The sequence below is a fragment of the Tautonia sociabilis genome (genome assembly GCF_003977685.1).
In the GTDB taxonomy this organism is placed as follows: Bacteria; Planctomycetota; Planctomycetia; order Isosphaerales; family Isosphaeraceae; genus Tautonia; species Tautonia sociabilis.
The window spans coordinates 1-15,555 of the sequence record NZ_RYZH01000067.1; the positions used below are offsets into that span (position 1 = coordinate 1).

Here is a 15,555-nt window from a genome sequence, read left to right on the forward strand (position 1 = left end):
TCGGGGGGGCCCTTCGGGGTGCTGGCGATTGTCGCTGTGACCCAGTCCACCACGAAGGTGCCTCCCCTTCCATCGAAACTGTCAACCGGGCCCACCCCCATTTCGGCTCTCTTTGCGACAGAGCCCGGATGGAGACGAAGGGGAGTGCTATAAAGCAAAGAGGGACAAGGAGATTGGCGATCCTTGTCCCTCTTTTTTCGCCGGTTGACAAGCGGAGGGGGAGGGATTCGAACCCCCGGAGGCCTTGCGGCCTCAGCGGTTTTCAAGACCGCCCCAATCGACCACTCTGGCACCCCTCCGATTGGTCGCGGCCGTCGGCCGGCGAGTGACCTGCGGGGAACGGCCCGGATTCGCCGGCGCCGGCTGGATTCGGAGGGATCGGGGAGAGCCCTCGGGATCGGATCGAGCCGGAGCGAGGCGGTCGGCACGGGCCGACGACCGCGCCGGGAGACGGGGCGGATCGTGAGAGATCTTACCGGATGGGGCCCCGGGGCGGTAGGTGGAATCGTCCCGGCGAGGCAAGGGGGCAAGGGGAGGAGGGAGGGAGGCACCGCCGGTGAGGTTGAGGCTTCGGGCGCGGTGGCGTTTCGCGGCGAGAGGAGGCTCGGGGGGGCCCACCGGCGGGGGCCGTCGTCCGGCCTCCCTGATTCCGAGCCCCCCGCTCCCCGAGGGAGGTCGGGAAGAGGGGGGCGGGGAGGGAGGAGGGGACGGGTCAGGACTCGCCGCCCTCGGGGGAGGACTCGCCGTTCTCGGAGGCACCCTTCTTGGCCCTGGGCTTGGGTCCCTCGGCGGCGCGCTGGGCGCGGGCCTCGATCTTGGCGGCCTTCTTGGCCTTGCGGGCCTCGCGCTTCTGGGTGCGGACGGCGGCGGCCTCGGCCTCGGTGGCCTTGCCTCGGACGCGCTCCTTCAGGCGGACAGCCTTGCCCACGCGGTCGCGCAGGTAGTACAGCTTGGCGCGGCGGACCTTGCCGGAGCGCTTCACCGCGATGTCGGCGATCCGGGGGGAGTGGACCGGGAAGGTGCGTTCCACGCCCTCGCCGGCGACGATCCGGCGGACGGTGAAGACCTCGCGCACGCCGGCGCCGGAGCGGGCGATGACGACGCCGTTGAAAATCTGGATGCGTTCCTTGTCGCCTTCGAGGATCCGCACGTGCACGTCGACCGTGTCGCCGATCTCGAAGTGCGGGACCGATTCCCGCATGCTGGTCTTCTCGACCAGCTCCATCAGAGCGTTCTGCATGGGACCGTCCCTCGCTGCAAGAGAATCCGAAGTCGACTGATGAATCAGCGCGACGGCCCGGCGGTGCGCCGGTGCTGGCGGCGCCAGCGGGCGATGGCGGCGTGGTCGCCGCTCAGGAGCACCTCGGGCACGTCCAGGCCGCGGTAGGACCGGGGCCGGGTGTACTGGGGGTATTCGAGGCCGCCGTCGGGGCCGAAGGACTCGTCGATGGCGCTCTGGTCGTCGCCGAGGACGCCGGGAACCAGCCGCATGACCGCGTCGATGACCGCCATGGCCGGGACCTCGCCGCCGGAGAGGACGTAATCGCCGATCGAGAGGGGCTCGGGTCGGAGGATGTCGAAGATCCGCTGGTCGAACCCCTCGTACCGGCCGCAGAGCAGGACGATCCGAGGCTCCCGCGCCAGCTCCTCGACGAAGGCCTGGTCCAGCCGACGGCCGGCCGGGGTCATCGCGATCAGCCTCCCGGGCCGGTCGCCGAAGCTCGCCTGCACGGCCTCGACAGCGGAGACGACCGGGGGGGCCATCATCAGCATGCCGGGACCGCCGCCGAAGGGGGTGTCGTCGACGCTGCGGTGCTTGTCCAGCGCCCAGCGGCGGATGTCCCAAAGGTTCACGCCGATCAACCCGCGGCGGATCGCCCGCTTCAGGATGCTCTCGGACAGGAACCCCTCGAACAGGCCGGGGAAGAGCGTCAGGACATCGAATCGCAGCGGCGGTGGAGGCGGAGGCATCGTCGGAGGAACCTGGTCGGCGGCGGACGGGAGACGGATGACTGTTGGCGATCGACCAATTCACCGGGTTCCGGCGTCGGCCCGCTGCCATCCGGGATCGACCCGTCTCGGCCGGCCTCCGGTCAGGACGACGCCTCCTCGGCCTTCGGCTCCTCGGCCTTCGGCTCCTCGGCCGAGGGGGCGGCCTCGGGGGTTTCGGGAGCCTCGGGGGCCGGGGGGGCGGCCGGGGGCTTGGGGGCGGGGCCGCCGGTCAGATGGGTGGTCTTGGCGCCGGTGGTGGGGCGCTCCTCGGCGGGGACGTTGTCCCACGGCTCGCCGGGGGCGGGCTTGGTGATGCCGTGTCGCTTGAGCATGGCGGCGACCTTCTCGGTCGGCTGGGCGCCGACGGATAGCCAGTAGCGGACCCGAGGGGTGTTGAACCACTCCCGGGCCGCCTCGTTGCGGACGAGCGGGTCGTACCAGCCGAGCTCCTCGATGGCGCGCCCGTCGCGAGGGGTGCGGGCGTCCATCACGCAGATTCGGTAGAACGGGCGGTGCCGCCGGCCGAACGACTTCATGCGGATGCGGACCATTCGATCGATCACTCCCATCGGGGTGAAGCGGCTCGGACGCATGTTCACGAAAACCAAAACGGGCGGGCACCCCCCTGCCCTGCGGATCGCAGTTCGGGGGACGGGGCCGGTTCCCGAGCCATCGGCGGCCCCGCGGCGGGATTCAACCCGGGTGGATCGAACCCGGCTCATGTCCTCTCATTCGGCGATCGGCGAGACGTCGTTCCCTTCGGTCGGAAGGCGGCCCGGCCCCTCGAGTCTCGCCGGCCGAGGGGACCGGGCCGTGGTTCGGTGGTTGGTTCGTGATTGATCGGGAGGCTCAATCCCTTGGGTTGAAGTCCCAGAGCTGCTGGTCGCGGCGCCCCAGGTCGGCCCAGGGGGCGAGGGTCCGGTCGGAGGAGGCGGGGCCGAGGAGCGGTCGGACGAGATCCCGATGGCGGTCCTCGGCGGTCGGGTCGGGGTCGAGGTCGAACCTGGGGCCGGGCCCTTCGGCGTCGATCACGGGTTGGGCCCCCCCTTGCGCTTCTCTCGCATCTCCTTCTGGATGCGGCGAGCCTCCTTCTCGCGGAGCCTCTTCTGCCGCTCGCGCTCCTTGGGGGTGAGGCGCTTGCCGGTCCCCTGCTTGGGGGTCTTCAGCAGGGCGCCGGGGTTGAAGGCGCCGGCCTTGCCGAGCCCGGAGAGCATCCTCACGCGGTCCATCATGCTCATCTGGGACATCGACTTGACCATCGCCGCCATCGCGTCGAACTGCTTGACCAGGCCGGAGACGTCCTGCGGCTCGACGCCGGCGCCGGCGGCGATGCGACGGCGTCGGCTGATGTCGATTTTGTGCGGGTCCCGGCGCTCCTCGGGGGTCATGCTGTCGATGATCCCCTGGATGCGCTTGACCTCGGCGTCGGCGTCGACCCCTTCCAGCATGGAGCCCATCTGGTTCATGCCGGGGATCTTGCCCATGAGGTCCTTGACGGACCCCATCTTCTTCATGGTGACGATCTGCTTGCGGAAGTCGTCGAGGTCGAACTTCCCCTTGGCCATGCGCTCTTGCTGGCGCCGGGCCTCCTCCTCGTCGACGGCGTCCTTGGCGGCCTCGACCAGGCCGACAATGTCGCCCATGCCGAGCATCTGGCCGACGATCCGCTGGGGGTCGAACGGGTCGAGCCGTTCGAGCTTCTCGCCCATGCCGACGAACTTGATCGGCACGCCGGTGACCTGCCGCACCGACAGGGCGGCGCCGCCTCGGGCGTCGCCGTCGAGCTTGGTCATGATGACGCCGTCGAGTTCCAGCGCCGCGTTGAAGGCGCCGGCCGAGGCGACGGCGTCCTGGCCGGTGAGGGCGTCGCAGACGAAGTAGACCTGGTGGGGGCGGACCTTCTTCTCGATCTTCTTGAGCTGGTCCATCAGCTCGTCGTCGACGTGCAGGCGGCCGGCGGTGTCGAGGATCACGGTGTCCCGACCGAGCTTCTCGGCCTGGGAGACGCCTCGGCGGCAGACCTCGACGGGGTCGGTCCCCTCGGGGTCCTCGGCGTGGACGGGGATGTCGAGCTGCTGGCCGAGGACCTTGAGCTGCTCGATGGCGGCGGGGCGCTGGAGGTCGGCGGCGACCATCAGGGGCTTGCGGCCCAAGCCGAGCATCCGGCGGGCGAGCTTGCCGCAGGTGGTCGTCTTGCCCGAGCCCTGGAGGCCGCAGAGCATGATGACCGTCGGCCCGGCCTTCTCGAAGCGGATGTGCGGATCCCCTTCGCCCATCAGCTCGATCAGCTCGTCGTGGACGATCTTGACGATCTGCTGGTCGGGGCGAACGCTCTTGATCAGCGCCTGCCCGGCCGCCTTTTCGGTCACGCGCTTCATGAAGCGCTGGACGACCTCGTAGTTGACATCGGCCTCCAGCAACGCCGTGCGGACGGCGCGCAGGCCCTCCTGCATGTTGGCCTCGGTCAGCTTCCCCCGGACCTTGAACCGGCCGAGGGCGTCCGACAGGCGATGCTGGATATCGTCGAACATGGGGGCGCACCGTGATCGTCGCGTTCGGGATCGCGAATCACCGATTGTAGCGACGCGACCGCCACCGGGCAATGCCGGCGGGCGGCCGATCCGGGGCCGGCGATCAGCGAGCGAGGAGCGGCTTCCCGTCCCGGGCCAGGTCCGTCAGCCGGCCGACCTCCTCCCTGGAGAGGGCGCGGTCGAAGATCATCAGGTCGTCCATCAGGCCGGCGTAGCCGAGGCCGAGGAAGATGACCGCGTTCTCGGGATCCCAGGAGTAGCGCAGGTCGCGGTTGGAGACGGTGCCGGCCGGTTGGCCGTCGAGGAAGAGGCGGGCCTCGCCGTCGGGTCGGCCGGAGTTGACGCGGTCGAAGGTGATGACGACGTGGGTCCACTTGCCCGAGGCGAAGGGAGGCTCCTCGACGGCGACCACCGGCTTCTCGGCGGCGGGCATCGTCTCGAAGTCCTTCATCTCCGGGTTCCAGACCTCCAGGTCGGGCAGCATGCCGAGGCGGAAGATCCGGGGGTTCTCCCTCGTGAAGTCGTTCCAGATGGCCGCGTCGTTCCAGGCCGAGTCGGTTACCTGGATCGGGTCGGCGAAGGACATCGGGGGCAGGTCGGTTTCGGGGTCGAGGCTCAGGAAGTAGGAGATCGAGCCCGACCAGCCGTCGCCGCCGGGGGCCTCGAAGGGCAGATTGCCCGGCACCCGGAAGTAGTGGGCCCGGGAGTTCTCCCGGGAGAACCGCAAGGCGCCGCCGGACCGGCCGCCCTCGGCCAGCAGCTCGACGCCGGGGCCGGCGATGCCGGCGACCGGGTCTTCCCGCTTCGACGACGGGGAGGAATAGAGCGCCGGGTCGCCGCCGGCGAGGTCGGCGACCAGGCCGCGGTCGAAGGTGGCCGCGAAGGTCAGCGACCGGGCCATCGACCCGGGCATCCCCTCCTGGCCCGGGGCGGGCCGGGTCGCGACGCAGCAGAGGGGGAGCAGGATCGCGACGGCGGCGAGGCGGCGAGGGCGGGGCATCGGCGAGGTCCTTCGATCGATCGGCTCGGTGGGCCCCGAGGCAGCCTCGGGGCGATACCCATCTCTATCCGACCGCCCTCCGGAATCCAAGCCGATGGCCCGACCGCTCGGACGAGGAGCCCGCTCCTCAAGGGCCGCCCTCCTGGCTCCGGGGTCGATCGGGTCGTCAATCGGCCCTCGGCGCCGGTCGGCCATCGGCGCCGGTTTGTTTCGTCTTGAGGGCGGGGGGGCCCCGGGAGGCGAGTCCACCGGAGCCCGGGAGGGCAGGCCGCCCGGGCCCCCCGATGGGCGAACCGATCGACCCCGGAGCCGGGCGGCTTGATCGGCCCAAGGGCGAGCGGATAAAGTTCTTGTGGACAATTGCGGCGTCGATCGGCATCGGCCCGGGCCGGGCCCCTGGAGGCGCAGGCGATGGGCGCGATGTTCCGCTGCGGTGCCTGCGGGCAGAAGTACGCCAACCGGCCGAGCCTGGCGGGTCGGAAGGTCCGGTGTCGCTCGTGCGGGGCGATGCTGCGGGTGCCGGGCCTTCCCGGCGGCGGGACGGACCGGGAATCAGGCTCGGGATCGGGAGAGCAGGCCGAGTGGGTCATGGAGCTCGACGAGCCCGGGCCGGCGCCGTCCCGAGCACGGCGAACCGTGCCGGTCCCTCCTCCTCCCGACGGGCCCAACACCTGGCGTCCGAGGTCGGGAGGGGGATGGGGGCATCGGCTGGAGCATCACCGGGGGCTGCTCGTCGGGCTGGCGGCCGGGGCGATCCTGACGGCCGTGGTCCTCGGCGGGGTCGCGCTGTGGCTGGCGACGACGACCGGGGCGCTGGACGTCGGCCGGTCCGTCGCGGGGGCTCCCTCGGGGGAGATTGCGCCGGAGGCGGTGGCTGCGGCCCCGGAGGCCGACCCGATCCCGCCGGGCTTCCGGCCGTTCGGGGGGCCGCTGGGGGACGAGGAGCCCACGATGGACGCCTCGACCCTCGCGGCCGCGCAGGCGAGCCTCGCCGAGATGCGGCTGGGCCTGACGCCGGAGCAGGAGCAGGACCTCGCCGATGACATCGCGGCGATCGCGATGGCCGAGGGGCTTCGCGTCGGGGCCGACGCGATGCTGCTCGACCCGCTGGCGGCCTTCCGGCTGATGGACGGCATGACCCGGGAGGAGATCTCCCAGCTCGCCGACCGGCTCCGCCCGCCCCCCGGCGGGCCGATCGCGGCCGGGCCGAGGGGGCCCGCCCCGGGGCCAGAGGCGGCCCTGGCGGAGGGACCGAAGCCGGACGACCCGGAGCCGGACGAGCCCGATCCCGAACCTGCACCCGATCCGGCCCCGGCCCCGGCTCCCGGACCCAAGCCTCCCCTGCCGGCGGCCGTCTCCCGGGCGGGGTTCGACCCGAACCGCCATCAGCCCCTCCCCCTGCCGGAGGAGCTGGCGACCTCGCAGGGGGACCGGCTGAGCTTCCGGGAGGTCGGCCCGCCCGGCGGCCTGCTGGTGGGGGCCCGGGTCGGCTACGTCGACGCCTTCGGCGGCGGCAAGGTGGGGGCGATCCGGCCGATCTACCGGATCGGCGACCGGCTCGTCGAGAGCCGGCGATCGTTCGGCTCTCGGGACATCATCGGCGCCGGTGCCGCGGTCGCGAGGCCGGGCTACGCCGTCGGCGCGATCGAGACGAAGGCCGGCCTGCTGCTCGACGCCTTCCGGTTCGTGTTCATGAGGATCGACGGCGACGGCCTCGACCCGGCCGACTGGTACCGCTCCGACTGGCTGGGAGACCCCGGGGGAGGCGGCCCCGGGGCCGTCTCGGGAGACGGCAAGCTCGTCATCGGCCTGATTGGCCTGAGCAATGGCCGGGAGATCAACGCGCTGGGCCTGGTCGTCGCGGAGGAGCCGATGGCGCCGTGAGGAGGCCCGGCCGCCGCGCCGGTCTACCGGGCCTGGCGGCGGGCGGCGGAGTGATCGGCGTAAGTCGGCCAGGAGGGGGCGTAGGCGTCGTCGGCCTGGAGGCCCCAGGAGGCCCAGCCGGGGCGGGTGCCTCGGGCGAAGAGCTCGAGGTAGGGGCCGGGGGAGCAGGACTCGATGATCGGGTACTGCTCGTCGGGCTTGCGGCTGTGCTCCTGCTTGCGGGAGGCCAGCAGGTTGACCTGCCTGCGACCGGCGGCCAGGGTGCGGGCGTTGCGGCCCCGGACGCCGAAGAGCAGCAGCTCGGTGACGTTGCGGAAGTAGAAGCCGACGCCCCGGCCGTCGCTGCCGCCGTCCTTGCGGACCTTGTGCCAGACAAGGTTCGCCTTGTAGCGGAAGCCCCAGGAGGCCAGCACGGCCAGGCCGTCGGGCAGCAGGGCGTTGGGCACCCAGAGATAAAGGTGCGCCGGCTCCTCGGCGATTCGGGAGACGGGCAGCTCGGCGATCTCGTCCAGGCTCATCGTGCCGTACCGGCTGAGCCGGCGGTGCTCGGGGGCGACCTTGCCGGTGCGGTTCTGGAACCGCCAGGGGGGGTCGGCGAGGATCGTCCGGAAGCGGCGGTCGCCGGCGAAGGCGAGCAGGTCGGCGGTCGGGGTCGTCATCCTGGGGGACGCTCCGGGGGCATGCGGTCGGCTCCGGGACAAGCCTAACACCGGCCGGGGCCGGTCGGGGGTAGGCGGTTGCCGGATCGGGCGGAGGTGGGGATCCTGGAGGCATCGCCCCGGCCGACGATCGCGCGACCCGGATCGGATCGGATCGGATCGGGGCGGGACGGGACGGCCGAGGAGGAAGAGCCATGATCGAGAGCAAGTACCGGTCGGTCCTCGTGACCGACTTCGACGGCACGATGACCGAGCTCGACTTCTACTCGCTCGTCCGGGAGGCGCTCGTGCCCCCCGGCACTCCCGACTACTGGGCCTCGTACCGAGCGGGGACGCTCACCCACTTCGAGGCCCTGCGCGCCATCTTCGAGGCCGCCCGGCCCGACGAGGCGGCCCTCATCCGCCTGGTCGACCGCATGGGCCTGGAGCCGGAGCTGGCGCCGGCCGTCTCGGCGCTGAACCGGGAGGGCTGGAAGGTGGTGGTCGTCTCGAACGGCTGCCGGTGGTACATCGACCGGCTGCTCGACCGCGCCGGGGTGGCCTTGGACGTGTACGCCAATCCGGGGGGGGTCGAGGGAGGGCGGCTGGAGATGCACTGGCCGTCGGAGACGCCCTTCCCGTCGAAGGAGACGGGGATCAGCAAGGCGAAGGTCGTGAAGTCCTTCCTGGAGGAAGGGCGCGAGGTCGCCTTCGCGGGGGATAGTCTGACCGACGCCGAGGCCGCCCTGCTGGTCCCGGCCGACCGGCGCTTCGCCCGGTCGGAGCTGGCCGACGCGCTCCGGAAGCAAGGCGAGGGGTTCCAGCCCTTCGATCGGTGGATCGAGGTGGCCCGGACCCTGGCCCCGTCGGCCCTGGCGGCGGCCGCGTCGTGATCGCCCGGGGGACCGCGGTCGACATCCCCACGTTCGTCCGGATCAAGCCCGGGGCGCTGGACCGGCTGGGGATCTACGCCGCCCGGCACCGGCACCGCCGGGTGGCGATGATTGTCAGCGAAGGGCTGCCGGCGGCGATCGTCGAACGGGCCGAGCATTCCCTGCGCGCCGAGGGAGCCGAGCGGATCGACCGGATCGACGCCGGAGCGGCGAGCTTCGAGGCGGCCTCGGCCCTCTTCGCCCGCCTGCCGACGGCCTGCGACGCGGTGGTCGGCCTCGGCGGCGGCAAGGCGCTCGACGTGGCCAAGTACGTCGCCTTCCTGGCCGGGAGGCCGATGTACGCGGTCCCCTCCTCGCTGTCGAACGACGGCTTCTGCTCGCCGCAGTCGAGCCTGACGCTCGGCGGCGCCCGGCGGTCGCTGACGGCCCGGCTGCCGTTCGCGGTGGTGGTGGACACGGCGGTCTGCCTCGGGGCGCCGGTGGTCCTCTGGTGGTCGGGCGTGGGCGACCTGGCGGCCAAGGTGACGGCCGTGCGCGACTGGAAGCTCTCCTACCACGCCTCGGGAGAGCCGGTGGACGACTTCGCCGCCTTGCTCTCGGACGCGACCGTCTCCCAGTTCCTCGCCCGGCCGACGCGAGACGACGAGGGGATGCGCCTGCTGGGCACCGCCTTGATGCTCAACGGCATCGCGATGGCGGTCTGCGGCTCCTCCCGGCCGGCGAGCGGTTCGGAGCACCTGATCTCCCACGCCCTCGACGCGATCTCGTCCCGCCCCCGGCTGCACGGCTTGCAGGTGGGGGTGGCAACCTACCTGGTCAGCCGACTCCAGGGCCAGGGGACCGATCGCATCGCCGAGGCCTTCGACCGCACCGGCTTCTGGGACGGCATCCGCGCCGACCCCTTCTCCCGGGCCGAGTGGCTGGAGGCCGTCCGCCTGGCCCCCTCGATCAACCCGGGACGGTACACCGTGCTCTCGACCCGGGATTGCGTCGGCGAGGTGGCGGGGATGATTGACGGGGATCCGGCACTCCGAGGTTGCTTCGAGGAGTGAGGCCCGGCGACGAGGCCGATCCCGCAGGTCCTGGGAGGAGAAAGCCGGCCGGGAGACGGAGGCTCTCGGGGGCGATCTCGGGCCGGGGGATCCGGGCGCCCCGGGGTCCCCCGACGAGTCGCCGACGGCTCAACCGCCTCCCCTCACCACCCCAGCCCGAGGGCGGCCAGTTCGTCGCGGAGGGCGGCAAGGTCCCAGGCCTCGACGACTCGGTTCTCGGAGCCCCAGCCGTCGACGCTGGCGAGACGGCGGCCGTCGGGAGAGAAGACGAGCCCGACGACGGAGTTCCGGCGGCCGGGGAGGCGGAAGAGGCGGCGAGGGGGAGAGGAGTCGGAGGGGGAGAGGAGCCAGAGGTCGAGCGAGCCGGCGTTGTCGCCGATGGCCAGCAGCGAGCCGTCGGGGGAGAAGGCGAGGGCCGAGGCGCGTCGGGCGGGGCCGGGGCCGGCGGCGGGCCCATCGGGCTCGATCCGGGAGACGACGCGGCCGTCGGCGGTCGAGACCAGCAGCACCACGCCCCCCTCGGCACCGAGGGCCAGCAGGCGGCCGTCGGGGCGGATCGCCAGCGAGCGGAGCCGATCGAAGGACGGGATCGCAATGGGCTCGGGGCGGTCGCCGTCGAGCGTCCAGGCGTGCAGCTCCCCGCGGTCGAGGAAGTAGAGGCGGTGGCCGCCCCGGTCCAGGACGGCCGCCGGCACGAACGGGGGAGGCGGGGAGTCGGGCCGAGGGGAGCGGCCGAAGGCGATCGGCCCGAGCCCGAGGAGGTCACCGACCGAGGAGGCGGCCCGCTCCCAGTCGCCGGGCCGGGGGGAGGCGGCCCCCTTCTCGGCCAGGGCGGCCAGCAGGGCCTTCAGCTCGGCGATCTCGGCGGCCCGGCCGTCGTCGCCGAGCAGGTCAGCCTCCGAGACGTCCCGGATCATCCGGCCCTCGCCGTCGAAGGCCCGGGCGCGGAGGGCGCCCCCCACCTCAGCCAGGACGATCAGGTCGATCCCCTCGGCCGGCAGGCTGGACGGGTCGGGCAGTGGGGGCAACAGGCGGAGGTCGAAGCCGCGAGGGGGCCGGAGCCGGGAGAAGACACCGGGCCCTCCGCGGTCGTCGGCGCGCCAGAGCCAGAGCTGCTCCGCGTCGCGACGGGATCGGCGCCGGGGGTCGGCGGGCGCTCGCTGGAGTAGGGCGGCGCGGTGGTCGGGGGACTGGGCCAGCAGGAGGACGGAGCCCGAGAGCCCGGAGGGCCCCTCGGCCGGAGCGGGCCAGGGCAGGACGTCGAGGGGGGAGGCGTCGGGAGCGGCGTCGAAGCGGGCCAGGCCGTCGGGTCCGAAGGCCAGCAGCAGGCCGCCGGGCCCGGGGACGACGGCGGCGGCGTGCACCTCGGGCCGGTTCCAGTCCCGGGCCCGGGTCGGGCACTGCTCGGGGGGCCAGAGGCGAGGTTCCTCGTCGAGCAGGGGCATGACCAGCTCGCCTCCCGGCCCGAAGGCCGGCAGGCGGGTCTTGGCGTCGGCGGCGAACTCGAAGGCGACCCGGCCGATCGGCTCGGCGATCGACCACACCTCGGTCGTCGGCCCCGAGGCGATCAGCAGCGTGCGCTCGTCGGCGAAGGCCACGTCCTGCACCGCGGTCGGCGTGGACACGACCGCCACCAGGGCGTTGGCCGCCGGATCCCAGAGCTCGACGCCGCTGGAGAACCCGACGGCGGCCAGCAGGCGGCCGCTGGGGCTGACGCGGAGTTGCTGGACGTAGCCCCCCCGGGGCTCGCTCAGGCCGGGAAGCTGGACCGGGGGGGCGCCGGACCAGGGGTCGACCTCCCAGAGCTGCACCCGGCCGTCGCCGGCGGTGACGACCAGGCCGTCGGGGCCGGCGGCCAGGGCGGTCATCCCCAGCCCGGTGTTGAAGCCGAGCAGCCGGCCGCCGTCCTCGGCGTCGTAGATCACCACGCGGGACTCGGGGGAGGAGCGGCCGAGGACCACCGTCCTCCCCTCGGGGCCGACGGCCACCATCGGCCGGCCTTCCCAGGGGGAGGAGGGATCAACCTCCAGCTCGTCGAGGGTCGCCAGCACCTGCCCGGGACTGCCCTCCAGGTCCCAAAGCCGGACCCGGAAGCGGACCTGGCCGTCGCGAGCCCCTCGGGGAGCCTGCTCCTCGGGGCCGGAGGAGCCGCCCCGGCGGGCTTCCTCGACCTCGACGGTAACCAGCCGGCGGCCCCCCGGCGGCGCCAGCAGGCCGACGATCCGGGCGCCATTGAGCTCCAGCCGGCTGGTTGAGCCGGTCCTCGGCTCGACCAGCAGCACGCCGGTGCCGTCGGGATCGGCCACGGCGACCGATCGGCCGGCCAGGGCGGCGGCCGGCCAGGGGGGAGCCCAGCGGGGCCGGCGTCCTTGGTCGTCGCCCTGCTCCCCGGGGAAGCCGGGGGGCGCGGGGGGGCTCAGCTGGTGGGCGATCGGCGGCCGGCGGCCCTCGATGTCCCAGAGGGTGAGCGTCTGGCCGTCGAGGCTCAGGGCGGCCACCGGGCCGGCCGGGCCGTCCCCGTCGGGCTGGATCGGCACCAGGTCCCGGGCCCAGCCGATCGGCAGGCTGGGGCGGTCCTCCACGTCCCGGGCGGCGAGCAGCCCGACGGCCTCGTCGCGCAATTGCAGCCGCATCGCCTCGTCGGGGGCGAGCTTGGCCGCCTCTTGCAGCTTGGCCCGGCCGGCCTCTCGGCGGCGGGTCATGGTCGAGGCGCGGAGCACTGGAAGCTGGCTGAGCAGCTCCCCGGCCCGGGCCGCCCGCTCCTTCTGGACCGCCGCTCGCTCCTTCTGGACCATCGCGGCCAGCTGGCGCTCGGCCCCGAGGGCGCGGTCGCGCTCGTTGGCCACGCGGACGTAGGCGACGGTGGCCGTCGCGAGGATCGCCACGGCGGCCAGCGTCGAGATGATCGTCGCGGCCGGGTGGCGGCGGGCGAGCCTCCAGCAGCGGCCGACTGGGCTGATCCGCCTCGCCTCGACCGGCTCGAAGGCGAGGAAGCGGCCCAGGTCCTCGGCCAGAGCGGCGGCCGAGGCGTAGCGGTCTGCCGGGCGCTTGGCCATCGCCTTGAGGACGATCGTCTCCAGGTCCCTCGGCAGCCGACGGGCGAACCGCCGGGGAGGCGGGGGCTCTCGGTCGGCGATCTGCCGGACCAGCTCGGCGGCCGACTGGCCGTCGAACGGCGGCCGGAGCGTGAGCATCTCGTAGAGCGTCGCCCCCAGGCTATACACGTCGGTCTCGGGCCCGACCGGCCGGCCCTCGGCCTGCTCGGGGCTCATGTAGCGCGGCGTGCCGACCAGCCCGTCCCCTCGGGTCTGGCCGGGGTCCTCCAGCCGTCGGGCCAGGCCGAAGTCGGCCACCCAGACCGTCCCCCGGGCGTCGACCAGCAGGTTGGAGGGCTTCACGTCGCGGTGGATGACCCCGCGGCGGTGGGCGTAGGCCAGCGCCTCGGCCGCCTGCTGACCGACCCGGGCGACCCAGCGGTAGTACTCCGAGCCGACCGGCGGCACGAACGGCGGCGGCCGGTCGTCTCGAGCGGCGCCGGCCCCCAGAGGCCCCGTCCCCGAGGCCGACCGCGACCAGCCCACCGAGCCCCCCCCCTCGGTCCGGCCCGGCACCGAGAGCAGGCCGGAGGCGTCGGCCGAGCGGTCGGCGAACGCCAGGCCCGAGCCCCGGGCGGTCGACGGCCCCCGGCCGCTGGAGGAGCCGGAGGCGGTCAGGCGGTCCCGACGCAGGGCGCGAAGAACCCGGTCGATGCCGGCCCCCTCGATCCGCTGCATCGCGTAGTAGCAGAGCCCGCCCACCTGGCCGACGTCGAAGACCGGCACGATGTGCGTGTGGTGCAGCCCGGCGGCCGTCTTCGCCTCGTTGAGGAATCGCCGGCGGCCCGAGGAGCCCGGCGCCGCGTGCCCGCCGAAGATCTTCAGCGCGACCGGCCGATCGAGGTCGACGTGCACCGCCTCGTAGACCACCCCCATCCCTCCCCGGCCCAGCTCCCGGACGATCCGGTAGCCGGCCACCCGGTAGCCGGGCTCCAGACGACGAGCCCCCACTCCCCCCGGGCCGACGCCGGAGCCGACCAGGCCCTGGACGAGCATCAGGCCGTCGAGCGCCTCGCGCAGCTCGTCGGCCAGGTCCGGGTACTCGGAAAGGAAGGCCTCCGGGTCGGGCGCCCGGCCGGACTCGGCCAGCTCCAGGTAGGTCTCGACGGCCTCTCCCAGCCGCTCGTCGCGATTGCCGGCGTCGGGTCCCGCGTGCTGCGGCAGCGTCATGGTCAGGCCTCGGGGCGGTCGTCGATGTGATCGGGAGACGACACTCGCAAGGACGGGAGGCCGAGAAGGGCCGTTCCCGATGATGATGAGCGGGAAGGGGCGAGAGGGCAATGGTCAGGGATCGGGGATCCGGGGAGCGGCGGGCAGAAGGCCCAGGGAGCTGGGGCGGGAGGCCGGCCCGGGGGAGGCTCGGTCCCCCCGGGAGGGGAAGGGGGCGAGGCCCACGCGCCGGCTCCCGACCCGGTGCCGTTCGGCCCCGCGCCGACGCCTCCCACCCTTCGTCCCCCGAGCCCCAGGCCTCGGCCGCTCCCATCTTTCTTTGAGCGTCCTCCGCCGCCAGACCGGCCCGAGAATCGGCCGGGGGGGCGGGTCAGGCCCCCTCCTCGAAGCGGAGCGAGCCGCCCGGGGGCCCTTCCAGGGTCTGCTTCAGCCGCTTGAGCCCCTTGGCCCAGAGGCCGCGGACCACCTTGCGGCCGACGCCCATCTGGGCGCCGATGGCCTCGAACGACTGGTTCTCGGCGTGGTAGCGCCAGAGGACCTCGGCCTCGGCCTCGGGCAGATCGGTCAGGGCGTCGGCCAGCAGAACGATCAGCTCGCGTCGGCTGGCCTGCTCGCTGGGGCTGGTCTGGCTCAGGGCGAGCACATCGAGCAGCCGGCCGCCCCCCTCCCTCTCGGCGGGCAGGCCGCCCCCCTCGGCCTCCCAGGGGGCGTCCAGCGGCAGGGCGTGTCCCTCGCCGCCACGCTTGGCCCGGCTGTGGTAGCGGCCGAGATCCGCGAGCTTCTGGCCGACGAGCCGGCGCAGCCAGCCGACCAGCGCCGCCTCGTTCTGGCCGGTGAAGGAGGGGAACTGGCGGACGACCTCGACGAGGGTCTCCTGCACCACGTCGGACAGCTCGACGCGCTCCCGGAGCCGGGGGCCCATGCCGGAGCGGACGACCATGCGCAGGTAGTTGCGGTAGAGGTTGCAGAGCTCCCCCAGCGCCTCGTCCCGGCCGGCTCGGGCCTGGGCCATCAATTCGGTCGGTCCGGCTCCCATCGGCGATGACCTCCGCGATCGGCCGCCCCGGGGCGGGCCCGGGCGGCCGTCGGCGTCTCGGGGCGCGCCGGCCCCTCCACTCCATGATCGGCCCCGACCCGCCGCTCGGCAAGTGGGGGGGCCGGCGGCCCGGCCCGGCCCGGCCCGGCCCGGCCTGGCCTGGCCATGAAACCCTGGTGGGGGCCGGAGGGATCGCGGCGCAACGCGAAACGCCCCGCGCCGGGGCTCGGCGCGGGGCGTCGGGGGGTGTTCCGATGCGGGGCG

General features: G+C 73.6%; 11 protein-coding genes, 1 tRNA gene and 1 pseudogene. 3 read left to right on the forward strand and 10 right to left on the reverse strand.

The features are described from left to right. Positions 1-212: 212 nt before the first annotated feature. From TsocGM_RS22965 to TsocGM_RS22995, 7 genes and pseudogenes are all read right to left on the reverse strand, one after another. Positions 213-299, reverse strand: a tRNA-Ser gene (locus tag TsocGM_RS22965). Between the two features lie 593 nt (positions 300-892). Then, positions 893-1,240: pseudogene (gene rplS / locus TsocGM_RS22970) on the reverse strand (50S ribosomal protein L19); the annotation flags it as partial. A gap of 44 nt (positions 1,241-1,284) precedes the next feature. Then, entirely contained in the window at positions 1,285-1,950 is a 666-nt protein-coding gene (gene trmD, locus TsocGM_RS22975) for a tRNA (guanosine(37)-N1)-methyltransferase TrmD (protein WP_391733050.1), read from the reverse strand. A gap of 143 nt (positions 1,951-2,093) precedes the next feature. Beyond that, positions 2,094-2,543, reverse strand: coding sequence for a 30S ribosomal protein S16 (gene rpsP / locus TsocGM_RS27740; RefSeq protein ID WP_126727805.1), 450 nt, complete (start codon positions 2,541-2,543; stop codon positions 2,094-2,096). Between the two features lie 298 nt (positions 2,544-2,841). Beyond that, positions 2,842-3,024 (reverse strand): hypothetical protein, encoded by a 183-nt coding sequence (locus TsocGM_RS22985; RefSeq protein WP_126727806.1) that lies wholly within the window; start codon positions 3,022-3,024, stop codon positions 2,842-2,844. Continuing rightward, the gene (ffh, locus tag TsocGM_RS22990) at positions 3,021-4,523 is read right to left on the reverse strand and encodes a signal recognition particle protein (protein ID WP_126727807.1); all 1,503 of its coding nucleotides are present in this window, start codon (positions 4,521-4,523) and stop codon (positions 3,021-3,023) included. Before ffh ends, TsocGM_RS22985 begins: the two co-directional genes overlap by 4 nt. Before the next feature lie 103 nt (positions 4,524-4,626). Further along, a complete protein-coding gene (locus TsocGM_RS22995) occupies positions 4,627-5,523 on the reverse strand; it encodes a LamG domain-containing protein (protein WP_158633720.1) in 897 nt (298 codons plus the stop codon). A 411-nt stretch (positions 5,524-5,934) separates the two neighbouring features. On the opposite strand from TsocGM_RS22995, the gene TsocGM_RS23000 reads away from it, so the two are divergent. Continuing rightward, entirely contained in the window at positions 5,935-7,407 is a 1,473-nt protein-coding gene (locus tag TsocGM_RS23000; RefSeq protein ID WP_126727809.1) for a hypothetical protein, read from the forward strand. A gap of 23 nt (positions 7,408-7,430) precedes the next feature. Here TsocGM_RS23000 and TsocGM_RS23005 read toward each other — a convergent pair whose 3' ends face one another. Continuing rightward, positions 7,431-8,066 (reverse strand): MT-A70 family methyltransferase, encoded by a 636-nt coding sequence (locus tag TsocGM_RS23005; RefSeq protein WP_126727810.1) that lies wholly within the window; start codon positions 8,064-8,066, stop codon positions 7,431-7,433. 194 nt (positions 8,067-8,260) lie between these two features. Here TsocGM_RS23005 and TsocGM_RS23010 point away from each other — a divergent pair, with 194 nt between their 5' ends. Next, on the forward strand, positions 8,261-8,938 hold the full coding sequence (locus TsocGM_RS23010; RefSeq protein ID WP_126727811.1) for an HAD-IB family phosphatase: 678 nt from the start codon (positions 8,261-8,263) through the stop codon (positions 8,936-8,938). After that, positions 8,938-9,990, forward strand: coding sequence for an iron-containing alcohol dehydrogenase family protein (locus TsocGM_RS23015; protein WP_126727824.1), 1,053 nt, complete (start codon positions 8,938-8,940; stop codon positions 9,988-9,990). The genes TsocGM_RS23010 and TsocGM_RS23015 overlap by 1 nt, the downstream gene beginning before the upstream one ends. A gap of 143 nt (positions 9,991-10,133) precedes the next feature. On the opposite strand, the gene TsocGM_RS27745 is transcribed toward TsocGM_RS23015, so the two are convergent. Further along, entirely contained in the window at positions 10,134-14,255 is a 4,122-nt protein-coding gene (locus tag TsocGM_RS27745) for a WD40 repeat domain-containing serine/threonine protein kinase (RefSeq protein ID WP_126727812.1), read from the reverse strand. A gap of 370 nt (positions 14,256-14,625) precedes the next feature. After that, the gene (locus TsocGM_RS23025) at positions 14,626-15,291 is read right to left on the reverse strand and encodes a sigma-70 family RNA polymerase sigma factor (protein ID WP_126727813.1); all 666 of its coding nucleotides are present in this window, start codon (positions 15,289-15,291) and stop codon (positions 14,626-14,628) included. Positions 15,292-15,555 lie beyond the last annotated feature (264 nt).

Bases quoted from the DNA above. Each gene is read 5' to 3' on its own strand.
- TsocGM_RS22995 (WP_158633720.1), bottom strand. From the start codon at position 5,523: ATGCCCCGCCCTCGCCGCCTCGCCGCCGTCGCGATCCTGCTCCCCCTC.
- TsocGM_RS23010 (WP_126727811.1), top strand. From the start codon at position 8,261: ATGATCGAGAGCAAGTACCGGTCGGTCCTCGTGACCGACTTCGACGGC.
- TsocGM_RS23000 (WP_126727809.1), top strand. From the start codon at position 5,935: ATGGGCGCGATGTTCCGCTGCGGTGCCTGCGGGCAGAAGTACGCCAAC.
- TsocGM_RS23005 (WP_126727810.1), bottom strand. From the start codon at position 8,066: ATGACGACCCCGACCGCCGACCTGCTCGCCTTCGCCGGCGACCGCCGC.
- ffh (WP_126727807.1), bottom strand. From the start codon at position 4,523: ATGTTCGACGATATCCAGCATCGCCTGTCGGACGCCCTCGGCCGGTTC.
- TsocGM_RS27745 (WP_126727812.1), bottom strand. From the start codon at position 14,255: ATGACGCTGCCGCAGCACGCGGGACCCGACGCCGGCAATCGCGACGAG.
- rpsP (WP_126727805.1), bottom strand. From the start codon at position 2,543: ATGGTCCGCATCCGCATGAAGTCGTTCGGCCGGCGGCACCGCCCGTTC.
- TsocGM_RS23025 (WP_126727813.1), bottom strand. From the start codon at position 15,291: ATGGGAGCCGGACCGACCGAATTGATGGCCCAGGCCCGAGCCGGCCGG.